Raw genomic sequence first — 14,859 nt, 5'->3', positions numbered from 1 at the left:
CTGGGCAAGCCCAACCTGTTTTGGGGCGTGACCGCGGGCAACATGGACTCCATGATCAACCGCTACACGGCGGACCGCAAAATCCGCTCCGACGACGCTTACACCCCCGGCGACGTGGGCGGCAAGCGCCCGGACCGCGCCGCCACCGTGTACAGCCAGCGCTGCCGCGAGGCCTACAAAGACGTGCCCATCGTGCTGGGCGGCATCGAAGGCAGCCTGCGCCGCATCGCCCACTACGACTACTGGACCGAAACCGTGCGCCGCAGCGTGGTGCTGGACAGCAAGTGCGACATCCTGCTGTACGGCAACGCCGAGCGCGCCCTGGTGGAGGTGGCGCACCGGCTGGCCAAGCGCGAGCCCATCGAGTCCATCACCGACGTGCGCGGCACCGCCTTCGTGCGCCGCAGCACGCCCGAGGGCTGGTTCCAGATCGACTCCACCGAGGTGGACCAGCCAGGCCGGGTGGATGCCCACACCAACCCCTACCTGATGGTGTCGGAGCAGGCCAAGGCCCAGGGCCAGAGTTGCGCCCGCGACGACGAAGCGCAAGCCCAGGCCGACGCGGCCAACGCCCAGCGCACGGCCGATGCCGCGCTGGACGCCGCCGGGGGGCACGCCGTCGGCCACAAGGCCCAGGCCGGCGCGGTGCAGCCCTTGCGCTTTGTCAGCAACCCGGCCTTGCCTTTCCAAGGCAAGCCGCCGCGCGACAAGACCGTCATCCGCCTGCCCAGTTTCGAGCAGGTCAAGGCCGACCCGGTGCTGTACGCCCACGCCAACCGGGTGCTGCACCTGGAAACCAACCCCGGCAACGCCCGCGCGCTGGTGCAGGCCCACGGCAGCGGCTCGTCCGCACGCGACGTCTGGGTCAACCCCCCGCCCATCCCGCTGACCACGGCCGAGATGGACCACGTGTTCGACCTGCCTTACGCCCGCAGCCCGCACCCCAGCTACGCCGACGAACACGGCCGCCACGACGGCGCCACCAAAATCCCGGCGTGGGAGATGATCCGCTTCAGCGTCAACATCATGCGCGGCTGTTTCGGCGGCTGCACCTTCTGCTCCATCACCGAGCACGAGGGCCGCATCATCCAGAGCCGCTCGGAAGACTCCATCATCCGCGAGCTGGAGGACATCCGCGACAAGGTCGAGGGCTTCACCGGCGTCATCTCCGACCTGGGCGGCCCCACCGCCAACATGTACCGCATCGGCTGCAAAACGCCCGAGATCGAGGCCGCCTGCCGCAAGCCTTCGTGTGTGTACCCGGGCATCTGCTCCAACCTCAACACCAGCCACGACCCACTCATCAAAATCTACCGCCGCGCGCGGGCGCTCAAGGGCATCAAGAAGATCCTGATCGGCTCCGGTCTGCGCTACGACCTGGCGGTGAAAAGCCCCGAGTACGTCAAGGAACTGGTGCAGCACCACGTCGGCGGCTACCTGAAGATCGCGCCCGAGCACACCGAAAGCGGCCCGCTGTCCAAGATGATGAAGCCCGGTATCGGCAGCTACGACCGCTTCAAGCAGATGTTCGAGAAGTACAGCGAGGAAGCGGGCAAGAAGCAGTACCTGATCCCGTACTTCATCGCCGCCCACCCCGGCACCAGCGACGAGGACATGATGAACCTCGCCCTCTGGCTCAAGCGCAACGGTTTCCGCGCCGACCAGGTGCAGACCTTCTACCCCAGCCCCATGGCCACCGCCACGGCCATGTACCACACGGGGCTGAACACGCTCAAGGGCATCCACCGCGACGAGCGCGCCGAGCGGGTGGACATCGTCAAAGGCGACAAGCGCCGCCGCCTGCACAAGGCGTTCTTGCGCTACCACGATCCGAACAACTGGCCGCTGCTGCGCGAGGCCTTGAAGCGCATGGGCCGTGCCGACCTGATCGGCAACGGCAAGCAGCACCTGATTCCCACCTTCCAGCCGCTGACGGACGGTGGCTACCAGAGCCCGCGCCGCACCAATTCCACGCCGTCGGCCAAGCCGGGCGGCGCCCCGGCCGCGGGCGCAGGGGGGCGCACCGCCAAGGCACCGGTGCGCGGCCAGTTGCTGACGCAGCACACCGGTCTGCCGCCGCGCGCCGGTGTGGCCGGTCCCGCCATTGGGCGGCCTGCCGCGCCCGCCAAGCCGGGTTCACCCGTGGGCAAGGGCAAGCGCCGGGGCTGAACCGGCTGATGCCGCCCCGAGCGGCGGCGGGGCGCCACCCTAGAATGCGGCCATGGCTTTGTTCACAGACCCCAGTTCGGTCACCCACGGCATCCAGCTGGCCGTGGCGCCGGTGTTTTTGCTCACCGCCGTCTCCGGCATGATCGCTGCGGTGGCGGGGCGGCTGGCCCGCATCATCGACCGGGCCCGGGTGCTGGAAGAGCGCCTGCAGGGCCAAGCCGAACGGGACGCCCCGGCCCTGCAGGAACTGGCGCGCCTGCGCCTTCGTGGCCTGCTGGCCAACAGCTCCATCGCCAGCCTGACGCTGTGTGCCTTCCTCATCGGGCTGACGATCCTGCTGCTGTTCCTGGGCGAAACCACCGATTTCCAGAGCAACCGCGGCGCCATCCTGAGTTTTTTGGGCGGGGTGCTCTGCTTCATGCTGGCGCTGGCCTGCTTCCTGGCCGAAACCGTGCTGTCCACCCAGATCATGAACTTCGGCCAGGGCCTGCGCCGCTGACGCCTCACGGCCGGACCCCGTGCCGCGGGCTGCGCCGGCCGGTCCCTGCCGGGCCCGGCGCCTGCGGGCTTACTGGCCGAAGTCCAGCGGCAGGCCCACGTAGTTTTCGGCGATGGTGCGCGCGCCGTTCTCGCTGTGGATCAGGTAGTCCAGCTCGGCGTCCTGGAACTTCTGGCCGATCTCGCCGTTTTCCGGGAAGTGGTGCATCAGGCTGGTGAACCACCACGAGAAGCGCTCGGCGCGCCAGATGCGCTTGAGGCATTTCTCGGAATAGGCGTCCACGCCGGCCTCGGACTTCTCCTGGTAGAACTCGATCAGCGCGTTGGCCAGGTACTTCACGTCGGTGGCGGCCAGGTTCAGGCCTTTGGCCCCGGTGGGCGGCACGATGTGGCCGGCGTCGCCCGCCAGGAACATGCGGCCAAAACGCAGCGGTTCGGTCACAAAGCTGCGCAGCGGGGCGATGCTCTTTTCAATCGACGGGCCGGTCACCAGCTGCTCGGCCGCTTCCGGGTCCAGGCGGCGCTTGAGTTCGTCCCAGAAGGCCTGATCGGACCACTGCTCCACCTGGTCGGTCAGCGGCACTTGCAGGTAATAGCGGCTGCGGGTCAGGCTGCGCTGCGAGGCCAGGGCGAAGCCGCGAGTGCTGTTCGCGTAAATCAGCTCGTGGTGCACCGGCGGCGTGTCCGACAGCAGGCCCAGCCAGCCGAAGGGGTAGACCTTCTCGAATTCCTTGATCGCGCCCTTGGGCACGCTGGCGCGGCAGACGCCGTGGAAGCCGTCGCAGCCGGCGATGAAGTCGCACTCGATCGTCTGGCTCTGGCCGTCTTTGTCGTAGGTCACGCGCGGGCGGTCGGTGCCGTAGTCGTGCACCGCCACGTTCGTCGCCCCGTACACGGTGGTCAGGCCGGCGGCGGTGCGGGCGTCCATCAGGTCGCGGGTCACCTCGGTCTGGCCGTACACCATCACCTTCTTGCCGCCGGTGAGTTTGTCCATGTCGATGCGGTGGCGCTGGCCCTGGAACAGCAGGTCGAAACCGGTGTGCACCAGGCCTTCGGCGTGCATGCGGGTGCCCACGCCGGCTTCGTCCAGCACGTCCATCGTCACCTGTTCCAGCACGCCGGCGCGGATGCGGCCGAGCACGTAGTCGGGGCTCTGGCGTTCAACGATGACGGCATCGATGCCGGCCTTGTGCAGCAACTGGCCGAGCAGCAGACCGGACGGGCCGGCCCCGACGATGGCAACCTGGGTACGCATGAAACATCTCCTGTGGGGTGAAAGTTGAGCGCCATCGTAGGCGCCGAACCCGCCGGGCAGAAGGGGTGGTGTCGGTGTTTTGTGCGATCAGCGAACGCTTTGTGCGATCATCGCGCAAATGTTTGGATGCCGATCCCCGCAGGAGCCGCGCCGTGGCGATTGAAAAAACCGATTTCATTGAGGGCATGGCCAAGGGCATGGCGGTGCTGGAAAGCTTTGACACCGACCGCCAGCGCCTCAACGCCACGCTGGCCGCGCAACGCACCGGCCTGACCCGCGCCGCCGCGCGCCGCCACCTGCTGACCCTGGCCCACCTGGGCTACCTGGACAGCGACGGCAGCTATTTTTGGCTGTCGCCCAAGGTGTTGCGGTTTTCCGGCAGCTACCTGGCCAGCGCGCGGCTGCCGCGCGCGGTGCAGCCGGTGCTCAACCGGTTGGCGGCGCAGTCGCGCGACGCGTTTTCGGTGGCGGTGCTGGAGGGCGATTCGGTCGTCATCGTGGCGCGCAGCGTGTCGCTGGCCGCCTCGAACGGGGCGCTCGACTGGGACGGCAGCTCGCTCGGCCAGCCCGTCCCAAGGGTGCAGGCCGTGCGCCTGCTGGCCCATGGCCTGCACCTGGGCGCGCGCCTGCCGGTGCACGCCACCTCCACCGGGCGGGTGCTGCTGGCCGCCTTGCCGCGCCCGGCCTTCACCGCCTGGCTCAAGGGCCGCGACCTGCCGCGCCTGACGCCGCACACCGTGACCGAGCCCCAGGCGCTGCGGCAGATCGTGGCGGCGGTGCGCCAGGCCGACCACTGCATCGCCAGCGAGGAGCACGAACTGGGCGTGCACGCGGTGGCGGTGCCGGTGCGCAACATGGCCGGCGCCACCGTGGCGGCGCTGAACGCGGTGGTGTCGCAGCAGCGGCTGCAGTCTGGGGTGGTGCAGCGCGAGTTGCTGCCCCTGCTGCAGGACGCGGCCCGCGAACTCCGGCCCCAGGTATGAAGCGTGGGTGGACGGGCAGGACGCGCGCGCTGTTCGCGGCGTTCCTGATCGGCTGGGCGCTGGCAGCGACGGTCCGCGTGCAGGCGGCCGAGGCGGTCTGGCTGACCGGCCGCGTGGTGGCGGTGGTCGATGGCGACACCGTGCAGGTGTACGACGGCACGCAGCGCCACACCGTGCGGCTGGCCGCCATCGACGCGCCGGAGCGCCGGCAAGCCCACAGCCAGCGCGCCCGCCAGCAGCTGGCGGCCTGGGTAGCGCAGCGCGAGGTGCTGGTCACCCACCGCCGCACCGACCGCTACCGGCGGCTGGTCGGGCAGGTTTGGCTCGACGGCGAAGACGTCGGCCTGCGTCTGGTGCGCGCCGGCTTGGCCTGGCACGCCACCCCCTACCAGCGCGAGCAGGACCCCGCCGACCGCCAGGCCTACGCGGCGGCGCAAGCGCAGGCCCGCGCCGAGCGGCTGGGCCTCTGGTCCGACGAGGCGCCGCAGCCCCCTTGGCTGTTCCGGCGCCAACCCCGCATGGCGCCCCCTTGAGCACCGACCTGGGGACGGTGCAGCCGGCGGACTCGCCCGCCCACGATCGGCGTTTTGGTTGAAATGTGGTGGCTAAATCCTTGTCGGGAATGGTATTTTTCAACTATCCCGAAAAACTGTGGATAACTTTGTTGAAAACCCCTGAAAATGCCGCGCCAAGGCTTGTGCGACAAGGCCTGCATTGGCTTGCCCACGATTTGTGCAGCGTGGACGTGTCCATACAAATCAACAACTTGGCGATGTTTTGGGGCGGCCCTGTCGATTTCCGGGGTCTGACCCGCAGGGCGCCGGGGCTGCGCCAAAAATGTGCATAAAAGTCCGGGGTTTGCACGCGTGGCGGCCATTTGGGGCGGGCAAACGGGCCGCAGCGGTCCCCAGGCGCTGGGGTCAAAGGTGTGGACAAGCTTGGGGCAGGTGCTGCAAGTGCTTGTCTGCCCAGGGGTTTTGTCGGCCTGCTTAAAGCGCAGGCAGTGCGCGCGGGCGCTTCAGGGTTCGACCAGGTGCCCGGTTTTCACCAGGATCAGGCAACCGGTCTCGCTGTAGGGCTGGTGCGCGCTCAGGTGCGGGCTGCGCAGCCAGGTGCCGGCGGGGTAGTGGCCGTGCTCGTCGGAAAACACGCCTTCCAGCACCCAGATTTCTTCGCCGCCGTGGTGGCGGTGGGGCTGGAACACCGTGCCCGGCGCCCAGCGCACCAGGGCCGTGTGCTGGGTGCCGAAGCTGTGCAGGGGCAGCACCGACAGCCCGGGCACCAGACCCGGACGGAACCCGGCCCGGCGCGTGTCCACCGCCAGTTGGGCCCCGTCGTCGGGCGACTGGTAGCGCAGCTTGACGAAGAGGGTGCAGCCCTCCCGCGAATACGGCGCATGGTGGGAGCCTGGCGGGTTCTTCAGGTAAGTGCCGGGGCCGTGGTCGCCGTGTTCGTCACTGAAGGTGCCGTCCAGCACCAGAATTTCCTCGCCCAGGTCGTGCCGGTGCGATCCGAAGCGGGCGCCGGGCGCGTAGCGGACGAGGGAGGTGGCGCGGGCCACCTCGCCACCGTCGCGCTCCAGCAGGCGCCGCTGCACCCCGGCGTGGGGCGACCCGACCCAGGGCAGTTGGGTGCTGTCGACCACGCAGCGTAGCGTCCAGTCGGCGTTCAGGCGGGTGGGGGGCTGGGGGGTGGCGCTCATGCGGCGATTCTCCTCAAACGGTCCCGCGCGGGCCGGGCGCGGCGTGCACAACCCCACGGCCCGTGCCGTCACCTGGGCGGGCCCGCCCGACCGGCCCTGCGCATGGGCTACAGTGGTGCCACCCTGGTTGTACCGGGTACGTGCCATTGGCCCCTGCCTGCATCGGTGGGCGCCGGACCGTGCCCCCATCGAAAGAATCCCCATGCAAACCCGCGCAGCCGTGGCCTGGAAGGCCGGCCAACCCCTGACCATCGAAACCGTGGACCTGCAAGGCCCCAAATTCGGCGAGGTGCTCGTCGAAATCAAGGCCACCGGCATCTGCCACACCGACTACTACACCCTCAGCGGCGCCGACCCCGAGGGCATCTTCCCCGCCATCCTGGGCCACGAAGGCGCGGGCGTGGTGGTGGACGTGGGCCCGGGCGTGACCACCCTGAAAAAAGGCGACCACGTCATCCCGCTCTACACCCCGGAATGCCGCCAGTGCAAGTTCTGCCTGAGCCGCAAGACCAACCTGTGTCAGCTCATCCGCGGCACCCAGGGCAAGGGCCTGATGCCCGACGCCACCAGCCGTTTCAGCCTCAACGGCGAGCCCATCTTCCACTACATGGGCACCAGCACCTTCGCCAACCACACCGTGGTGCCCGAGATCGCGCTGGCCAAGATCCGCCCCGACGCGCCGTTCGACAAGGTCTGCTACATCGGCTGCGGCGTCACCACCGGCATCGGCGCCGTCCTCTTCACCGCCAAGGTGGAAGCGGGCGCCAACGTGGTGGTCTTCGGTTTGGGCGGCATCGGCCTGAACGTGATCCAGGGCGCCAAGATGGTGGGTGCCGACAAGATCATCGGTGTGGACCTGAACCCGGGCCGCGAAGCCATGGCGCGCCAGTTCGGCATGACCCACTTCCTGAACCCGAAGGACATTGAGGCGGCAGGCGGCAACATTGTGGACGCCATCGTGCAACTCACGGATGGCGGCGCCGACTACAGCTTCGAGTGCATCGGCAACACGAAGGTGATGCGCCAGGCGCTGGAGTGCACCCACAAAGGCTGGGGCCGCAGCATCATCATCGGCGTGGCCGAAGCGGGCGCCGAAATCTCCACCCGCCCGTTCCAGCTCGTCACCGGCCGCAAGTGGGAGGGCTCGGCCTTTGGCGGCGCGCGCGGCCGCACCGACGTGCCCAAGATCGTGGACTGGTACATGGACGGCAAGATCGACATCGACAGCCTGATCACCCACAAGCTCAAGCTGGAGCAGATCAACGAAGGCTTTGACCTGATGAAGCGCGGCGAGTCCATCCGCGCGGTGGTCGAGTTCTGAGCGCGTGGCGATGCACCCCCTGACCCCCACCGATCCCTGCAGCCCTTGCGGCGCGAGCGTTCCCGCTGAAGTCGTTGCTCCCACGCTGCGCAGCGAGCACGCCTGCTTCGGCGGCGTGCAGCGCTTCTACCAGCACGACTCGGCCACCATCGGCCTGCCGATGCGCTTTGCCGTCTACCAGCCGCCCCAGGCCCAACAGGGCCCGGTGCCGGCGGTGGTCTACCTCGCGGGGCTGACCTGCACCGAAGAAACCTTCACCGTCAAGGCCGGTGCGCAACGCGTGGCCGCCGAGCTGGGGCTGGCCCTGCTCATGCCCGACACCAGCCCGCGCGGCACCGACGTGCCCGGTCAGTCCGACGCTTGGGACTTTGGTGTGGCGGCCGGCTTTTACCTGGACGCCACCCAGGCGCCGTGGTCCGCCCACTGGCGCATGGAAAGCTACCTGCTGGACGAGTTGCTGCCGTTGCTGGGCGAGCACCTGCCCATCTCGGTGCGGCGCTTGGGCCTCATGGGCCACTCCATGGGCGGGCACGGCGCGCTCACCCTGGCCTACCGCCACCCGGACCGTTTTCGCAGCCTCAGCGCCTTTGCGCCCATCTGCGCGCCCATGCAGTGCCCGTGGGGCCAGAAAGCCTACACCGGCTACCTGGGCGAGGACCGCAGCGCCTGGGCCGCGCACGACGCGACCGAGCTGATCCGCCAGCGCCACGCCAGTGGCCTGCCGCCTTTGTTTCCCCAAGGCATCTTGGTGGACCAGGGGCTGGCCGACCCATTCCTGGCCGAACAGTTGCACCCGCACCTGCTGGAACAGGCCTGTTCAGAAACCGCCCAGCCCCTGACCCTGCGCCGCCACGCCGCTTACGACCACGGCTACTACTTCATCGCCAGCTTCGTGGAAGACCATTTGCGTCACCACGCGGCCAGTTTGTAGATCGCTGCGCGGTCGGGAGACCGCCGGGGTTGCGGCGTTTGACCCCAAGTCTCAGGGCACATGGCGCCCTGTTGGCTTGTCAGTCCGCTGCAAGGGCGCCACAGATAATTATGAATTCACTTGCGCCACGCAGGGTGCAGTGCCCCAGTCCCGGAGACCCCCATGACCGCACCGACGAGCTACCACGACTTCTTCCGCCGCTCCATCGACGACCGCGACGCCTTCTGGGCCGAACAGGCCCAACTGATCGACTGGCACAAGCCCTACGACCGCGTCTGCAACTACGACAACGCGCCCTTTGCCCGCTGGTTCGAGGGCGGTCAGACCAACCTGTGCCACAACGCGGTGGACCGCCACCTGAAAGACCGCGCCGACCAGAACGCGCTGATCTTCGTCTCCACCGAAACCGACACCGAAAAAGCCTACAGCTTCCGCGAACTGCACACCGAGGTGCAGCGCATGGCCGCCATCCTGCAAAGCCTTGGCGTGGGCAAGGGCGACCGGGTGCTGATCTACATGCCCATGATCGCCGAAGCCTGCTTCGCCATGCTGGCCTGCGTGCGCATCGGTGCCATCCACTCGGTGGTGTTCGGCGGCTTCGCCAGCCACAGCCTGGCCAGCCGCATCGACGACGCCCAGCCCAAGCTGGTCATCAGCGCCGACGCCGGCATGCGCAGCGGCAAGGTGGTGCCCTACAAGCACCTGCTGGACGAGGCCATCCACCTGTCCGTCAACAAGCCCGCCAAGGTGCTGATGGTCAACCGCGGCCTGGCCGCGTTTGCGCCGGTGGCCGGCCGCGACGAGGACTACGCCACCCTGCGCGACCAGCACCTGAACGCGCAGGTGCCGTGCGAGTGGGTGGACAGCACCCACCCCAGCTACATCCTCTACACCAGCGGCACCACCGGCAAGCCCAAGGGCGTGCAGCGCGACACCGCCGGCTACGCCGTGGCCTTGGCCGCGTCCATGAAGCACATCTACATGGGCAACCCGGGCGAGACCTATTTCTCCACCTCCGACATCGGCTGGGTGGTGGGCCACAGCTACATCATTTATGGCCCGCTGCTCAACGGCATGGCCACCATCATGTACGAAGGCCTGCCCACCCGCCCGGACGCCGGCATCTGGTGGCAGCTGGTCGAAAAGTACAAGGTCAGCGTCATGTTCTCGGCCCCCACCGCCGCGCGCGTGCTCAAAAAGCAGGACCCGGCCTACCTGAGCAAGCACGACCTGTCCAGCCTCAAGGCGCTGTTCCTCGCCGGCGAGCCGCTGGACGAACCCACCGCCAACTGGATCGCCGAGGCCATCGGCAAGCCCATCATCGACAACTACTGGCAGACCGAAACCGGCTGGCCCATCATGGCCATCTGCAACGGCGTCGAGCGCGCGCCCACCAAGTTCGGCTCGCCGGGCAAGGCGGTGTACGGCTTTGACGTGCGGCTGATCGACGAAAACACCGGCGAAGAGATCACCGAGCCCAACAAGAAGGGCGTGATCGCGGTCAATGGCCCGCTGCCGCCCGGCTGCCTGCAAACCATCTGGGGCGACGACGAGCGCTACGTCAAGACCTACTGGTCCAGCATCCACAACAAGGTGATGTACTCCACCTTCGACTGGGGTGTGAAGGACGCCGACGGCTACTTCTTCATCCTGGGCCGCACCGACGACGTGATCAACGTCGCCGGCCACCGCCTGGGCACCCGCGAGATCGAGGAAAGCCTCTCCAGCCACCCGGCCGTGGCCGAAGTGGCCGTGGTGGGTGTGGCCGATCAACTCAAAGGCCAGGTGGCGGTGGCGTTCGCGGTGCTCAAGGACGCGTCGCTGGCCGCCACGGCAGAGGACGCCGGCAAACTGGAAGCTGCGATGATGAAGGTGGTAGACGAGCAACTCGGTGCGGTCGCCCGCCCGGCGCGGGTGCGCTTCGTCCACGTGTTGCCCAAGACCCGCTCCGGCAAGCTGCTGCGCCGCGCCATCCAGGCGGTGTGCGAAGGCCGCGACCCCGGCGACCTGACCACCATGGACGACCCGGCCGCGCTGCAGCAGATCAAGGACCTGCTGGCCTGACCCCCAGCCACCCGGGCTCTGCCTGGGCGGTTGCGCGCGCCGTGCCCCCTGGTGGGGCACGGCGTCTTTGTTGGTGGCGGCAATCGGGTTATCATGCCCATCAGAGATCTTAGGGCTTGGTTATATATGCAGGAAATCATCGATCCAGCGGCCGGTGTCGAAAAGGCCCGCGTGTTCGAATTGGCCGCCGAATTGTTTGGCATTTTGGCCACGCCCATGCGTTTGCGCATACTCAGTGCTTTGTGCGACAAGGAAAAATCGGTGTCCGAATTGCTGGCCGACATCGACACCACCCAGCCCAACCTGTCGCAACACCTGAACCTGCTGTACCGCGCCGGCGTGCTGGCCAAGCGCAAGGAAGGCACCCAGGTCATCTACCGGGTGCAGAGCGAGAAGGCGGTCACCCTGTGCCGCACGGTGTGCACCCAGATCGCCATCGAAATGGACGAGCCCTCGGCCATCCCCGCCGCCGACCGGCTCTCGCCGCGCATCGGCGGCTGAACCCGGGCAAGCCCTCGGGTGTGCCGGCGCGGCGCCGGCCTACAATGGGGCATGACTGCTTCTGTACCTTGTCGCCTGTGGTGGCGCAGCGCCTGCCTCGCCGCCTTGGCTGTTGTGGTGCTGGCCGGTTGCGGCAGCGTGAATGTGGGCTTCAGCATCCCGGTGGGCCCGCACACCGGCGTTGGCGTGTCGGTCGGCTCTGACGGTCGCGTCGGCGTGGGCGTTGGGGTGTCCGCCGGCGGTGGCACGGTCAGTGTCGGCACCTCCGGTCAGTTGCCTGTCAACAAAGACGACGACACTGCCGAAAAGAAATAAATCATTGAACGCCACGCCCCACCGGCCACGCCGGTTTCCAGCGGGTGCGGCGTCGGAGACAAGCACAAAAGCATTGCTATCCCCAGGCGAACGATGGCACAATGTCGGATTGCACAGGTCCTTCCAAACACTGTCGCATCCGCCAATCGGTCCAGCCGTGTCGCGGAAGGTTTTTCCAACCAGCTAATGTTTCCCAAAGGGGAACGGAGGTCAGCGAATCCATGAGCGAGACGAACAGCGTCTACGTTGCCTACAACGGCAACTCGTATCTCTTCGGCGGCAACGCGCCGTATGTGGAAGAGATGTACGAAAACTACCTGGCCGATCCCACCAGCATCCCCGATTCCTGGCGCGCCTACTTTGACGCGCTGCAGAACGTGCCCGCCGTGGACGGCAGCGACGCCCGCGACGTGCCGCACCAGCCGGTCATCAACGCCTTCGCCGAGCGCGCCAAGCAGGGCGTGACCCAGGTGGTGATTGCCGCCGGCGCCGATTCCGACCTGGGCCGCAAACGCGTGTTCACCCAGCAGCTGATCGCCGCCTACCGCAACGTGGGTCAACGCTGGGCCGACCTCGACCCGCTCAAGCGCGCCGAACGCGAGTACATCCCCGAGCTGGACCCGACCTTCTACGGCTTCTCCGACGCCGACCTGGAAACCGTGTTCAACACCAGCAACACGTTCTTCGGCCGGGAAACCATGCCGCTGCGCGAGCTGATGAACGCGCTGCGCGAGACCTACTGCGGCACCATCGGCGCCGAGTACATGTACATCACCGACCAGACGCAAAAGCGCTGGTGGCAGGAAAAGCTGGAAGCGATCCGCAGCAAGCCCAACTTCACCGCCGACAAGAAAAAGCACATCCTCGAACGCCTGACCGCGGCCGAGGGCCTGGAGCGTTTCCTGCACACCAAGTACGTGGGCCAGAAGCGCTTCTCGCTGGAAGGTGGCGAGAGCTTCATCGCCGCAATGGACGAGCTGATCCAGCAGGCCGGCGCGCAGGGCGTGCAGGAAATCGTCATCGGCATGGCCCACCGCGGCCGCCTGAACGTGCTGGTCAACACCCTGGGCAAGATGCCCAAGGACCTGTTCGCCGAGTTCGACCACACCGCCCCCGAGGACCTGCCCGCCGGTGACGTGAAGTACCACCAGGGCTTCAGTTCCGACGTGTCCACCCCTGGCGGCCCGGTGCACCTGAGCCTGGCGTTCAACCCGTCGCACCTGGAAATCGTCAACCCGGTGGTCGAGGGCTCGGTGCGCGCCCGCATGGACCGCCGCGGCGACCCGCAAGGCAAGCAGGTGCTGCCGGTGTTGGTGCATGGCGATGCCGCCTTCGCCGGCCAGGGCGTGAACCAGGAAACCCTGGCGCTGGCCCAGACCCGTGGCTACACCACGGGCGGCACGGTGCACATCATCATCAACAACCAGATCGGTTTCACCACCTCCGACCCGCGCGACCTGCGCTCCACGCTGTACTGCACGGACATCGTCAAGGGGGTGGAGTCGCCGGTGCTGCACGTCAACGGCGACGACCCCGAAGCCGTGGTGCTGTGCATGCAGTTGGCGCTGGAATACCGCATGACCTTCCGCCGCGACGTGGTGGTGGACATCATCTGCTTCCGCAAGCTGGGCCACAACGAGCAGGACACCCCCTCGCTGACCCAGCCGCTGATGTACAAGAAGATCGCGGCCCACCCCGGCACCCGCAAGCTGTACGCCGACAAGCTGGCCGCACAGGGCCTGGGCGACACGCTGGGTGAGGACATGGCCAAGGCCTACCGCGCCGCGTTGGACGAAGGCCGCCACACCGTGGACCCGGTGCTGACCAACTTCAAGAGCAAGTACGCGGTCGACTGGGCCCCGTTCCTGGGCAAGAAGTGGACCGACGCCGGCGACACCGCCATCCCGTTGACCGAGTGGAAGCGCCTGGCCGAGAAGATCACCACGCTGCCCGACACCGTGACCCCGCACCAGCTGGTCAAGAAGGTCTACGCCGACCGTGCGGCCATGGGCCGTGGCGAGGTGAACGTGGACTGGGGCATGGGCGAGCACATGGCGTTTGCCTCGCTGGTGGCCAGCGGCTACCCGGTGCGCCTGTCGGGCGAGGACTGCGGCCGCGGCACCTTCACCCACCGCCATGCCGTCATCCACGACCAGAACCGCGAGAAGTGGAACGAAGGCACCTACATCCCGCTGCAGAACGTGGCCGAGAACCAGGCCCCGTTCGTCGTCATCGACTCCATTCTGTCGGAAGAGGCGGTGCTGGGCTTTGAATACGGCTACGCCGGTTCCGACCCGAACAGCCTGGTGATCTGGGAAGCCCAGTTCGGCGACTTCGCCAACGGTGCCCAGGTGGTGATCGACCAGTTCATCGCCTCCGGCGAAGTGAAGTGGGGCCGCCTCAACGGCCTGACGCTGATGCTGCCGCACGGCTACGAAGGCCAGGGCCCCGAGCACAGCTCGGCCCGCCTGGAGCGCTTCATGCAGCTGGCCGCCGACACCAACATGCAGATCGTGCAGCCGACGACGGCCAGCCAGATCTTCCATGTGCTGCGTCGCCAGATGGTGCGCAACCTGCGCAAGCCGCTGATCATCATGACGCCCAAGTCGCTGCTTCGCAACAAGGACGCCACCTCGCCGCTGACCGAGTTCACCAAGGGCAGCTTCCAGACGGTGATTCCGGAGCAAAACGCCGAGGTGGTGAAGAACGCCGCGAACGTCAAACGCGTCATCGCCTGTTCGGGCAAGGTCTATTACGACCTGGTCAAGAAGCGCGAAGAAAAAGGTGCGCAAGACGTGGCCATCATCCGCGTCGAACAGCTCTACCCCTTCCCGCACAAGGCCTTCGGGGCCGAGCTCAAGCGCTACCACAATGCCACCGACATCGTGTGGTGCCAGGACGAGCCGCAGAACCAGGGCGCCTGGTTCTTCGTGCAGCACAACATCCACGAGAACATGCTGGACGGTCAGCGCCTGGGTTACGCCGGCCGCGCCGCGTCGGCTTCGCCGGCCGTGGGTTACGCCCACCTGCACCAGGATCAGCAGAAGCACCTGGTGGACGCGGCGTTTGCCAAGCTCAAGGGCTTCATCCTGACCAAATAAGTTCCCGAACAGAACAACG

The 14,859-nt window shown here is 67.4% G+C and carries 12 protein-coding genes; 10 read left to right on the top strand and 2 right to left on the bottom strand.

Annotated elements, in window-relative coordinates; all coding sequences use genetic code 11:
• Both HA630_RS03450 and HA630_RS03445 read left to right on the top strand, forming a co-directional pair.
• Positions 1–2,169, top strand: a 2,169-nt coding sequence (locus HA630_RS03450; RefSeq protein ID WP_166832351.1) for a YgiQ family radical SAM protein, incomplete at its 5' end; no start/stop codon positions are given.
• Positions 2,170–2,221: 52 nt separating this feature from the next.
• Entirely contained in the window at positions 2,222–2,668 is a 447-nt protein-coding gene (locus HA630_RS03445; protein WP_166832350.1) for a DUF2721 domain-containing protein, read from the top strand.
• Positions 2,669–2,737: 69 nt separating this feature from the next.
• On the opposite strand, the gene pobA is transcribed toward HA630_RS03445, so the two are convergent.
• Complete coding sequence (gene pobA / locus HA630_RS03440; RefSeq protein WP_166832349.1) at positions 2,738–3,922, bottom strand: 4-hydroxybenzoate 3-monooxygenase; 1,185 nt, start codon at positions 3,920–3,922, stop codon at positions 2,738–2,740.
• A gap of 185 nt (positions 3,923–4,107) precedes the next feature.
• Here pobA and HA630_RS03435 point away from each other — a divergent pair, with 185 nt between their 5' ends.
• Entirely contained in the window at positions 4,108–4,905 is a 798-nt protein-coding gene (locus HA630_RS03435; RefSeq protein ID WP_166832355.1) for an IclR family transcriptional regulator C-terminal domain-containing protein, read from the top strand.
• Positions 4,902–5,438 carry a thermonuclease family protein gene (locus HA630_RS03430; RefSeq protein ID WP_166832348.1) on the top strand — a complete coding sequence of 179 codons (537 nt, stop codon included), beginning with the start codon at positions 4,902–4,904 and terminating at the stop codon, positions 5,436–5,438. The genes HA630_RS03435 and HA630_RS03430 overlap by 4 nt, the downstream gene beginning before the upstream one ends.
• 485 nt (positions 5,439–5,923) lie before the next feature.
• On the opposite strand, the gene HA630_RS03425 is transcribed toward HA630_RS03430, so the two are convergent.
• A complete protein-coding gene (locus HA630_RS03425) occupies positions 5,924–6,607 on the bottom strand; it encodes a cupin domain-containing protein (protein ID WP_166832347.1) in 684 nt (227 codons plus the stop codon).
• Between the two features lie 202 nt (positions 6,608–6,809).
• Here HA630_RS03425 and HA630_RS03420 point away from each other — a divergent pair, with 202 nt between their 5' ends.
• The 6 genes from HA630_RS03420 to HA630_RS03395 all read left to right on the top strand — a co-directional run bounded on the left by HA630_RS03420 (position 6,810) and on the right by HA630_RS03395 (position 14,840).
• Entirely contained in the window at positions 6,810–7,928 is a 1,119-nt protein-coding gene (locus HA630_RS03420; RefSeq protein ID WP_166832346.1) for an S-(hydroxymethyl)glutathione dehydrogenase/class III alcohol dehydrogenase, read from the top strand.
• 10 nt (positions 7,929–7,938) lie between these two features.
• Positions 7,939–8,859 (top strand): S-formylglutathione hydrolase, encoded by a 921-nt coding sequence (fghA, locus tag HA630_RS03415; protein ID WP_166832345.1) that lies wholly within the window; start codon positions 7,939–7,941, stop codon positions 8,857–8,859.
• Positions 8,860–9,021: 162 nt separating this feature from the next.
• Positions 9,022–10,923 (top strand): propionate--CoA ligase, encoded by a 1,902-nt coding sequence (locus tag HA630_RS03410; RefSeq protein ID WP_166832344.1) that lies wholly within the window; start codon positions 9,022–9,024, stop codon positions 10,921–10,923.
• A 126-nt stretch (positions 10,924–11,049) separates the two neighbouring features.
• Positions 11,050–11,424 carry a helix-turn-helix transcriptional regulator gene (locus tag HA630_RS03405; protein WP_166832343.1) on the top strand — a complete coding sequence of 125 codons (375 nt, stop codon included), beginning with the start codon at positions 11,050–11,052 and terminating at the stop codon, positions 11,422–11,424.
• A 51-nt stretch (positions 11,425–11,475) separates the two neighbouring features.
• Positions 11,476–11,739 carry a hypothetical protein gene (locus tag HA630_RS03400; protein ID WP_166832342.1) on the top strand — a complete coding sequence of 88 codons (264 nt, stop codon included), beginning with the start codon at positions 11,476–11,478 and terminating at the stop codon, positions 11,737–11,739.
• 221 nt (positions 11,740–11,960) lie between these two features.
• Positions 11,961–14,840 carry a 2-oxoglutarate dehydrogenase E1 component gene (locus tag HA630_RS03395; protein ID WP_166832341.1) on the top strand — a complete coding sequence of 960 codons (2,880 nt, stop codon included), beginning with the start codon at positions 11,961–11,963 and terminating at the stop codon, positions 14,838–14,840.
• Positions 14,841–14,859 lie beyond the last annotated feature (19 nt).

The organism is Aquabacterium sp. A08 (assembly GCF_011742065.1).
The sequence above is the reverse complement of the archived record's forward strand: the minus strand, read 5'-3'. Positions and strand labels throughout refer to the sequence as shown.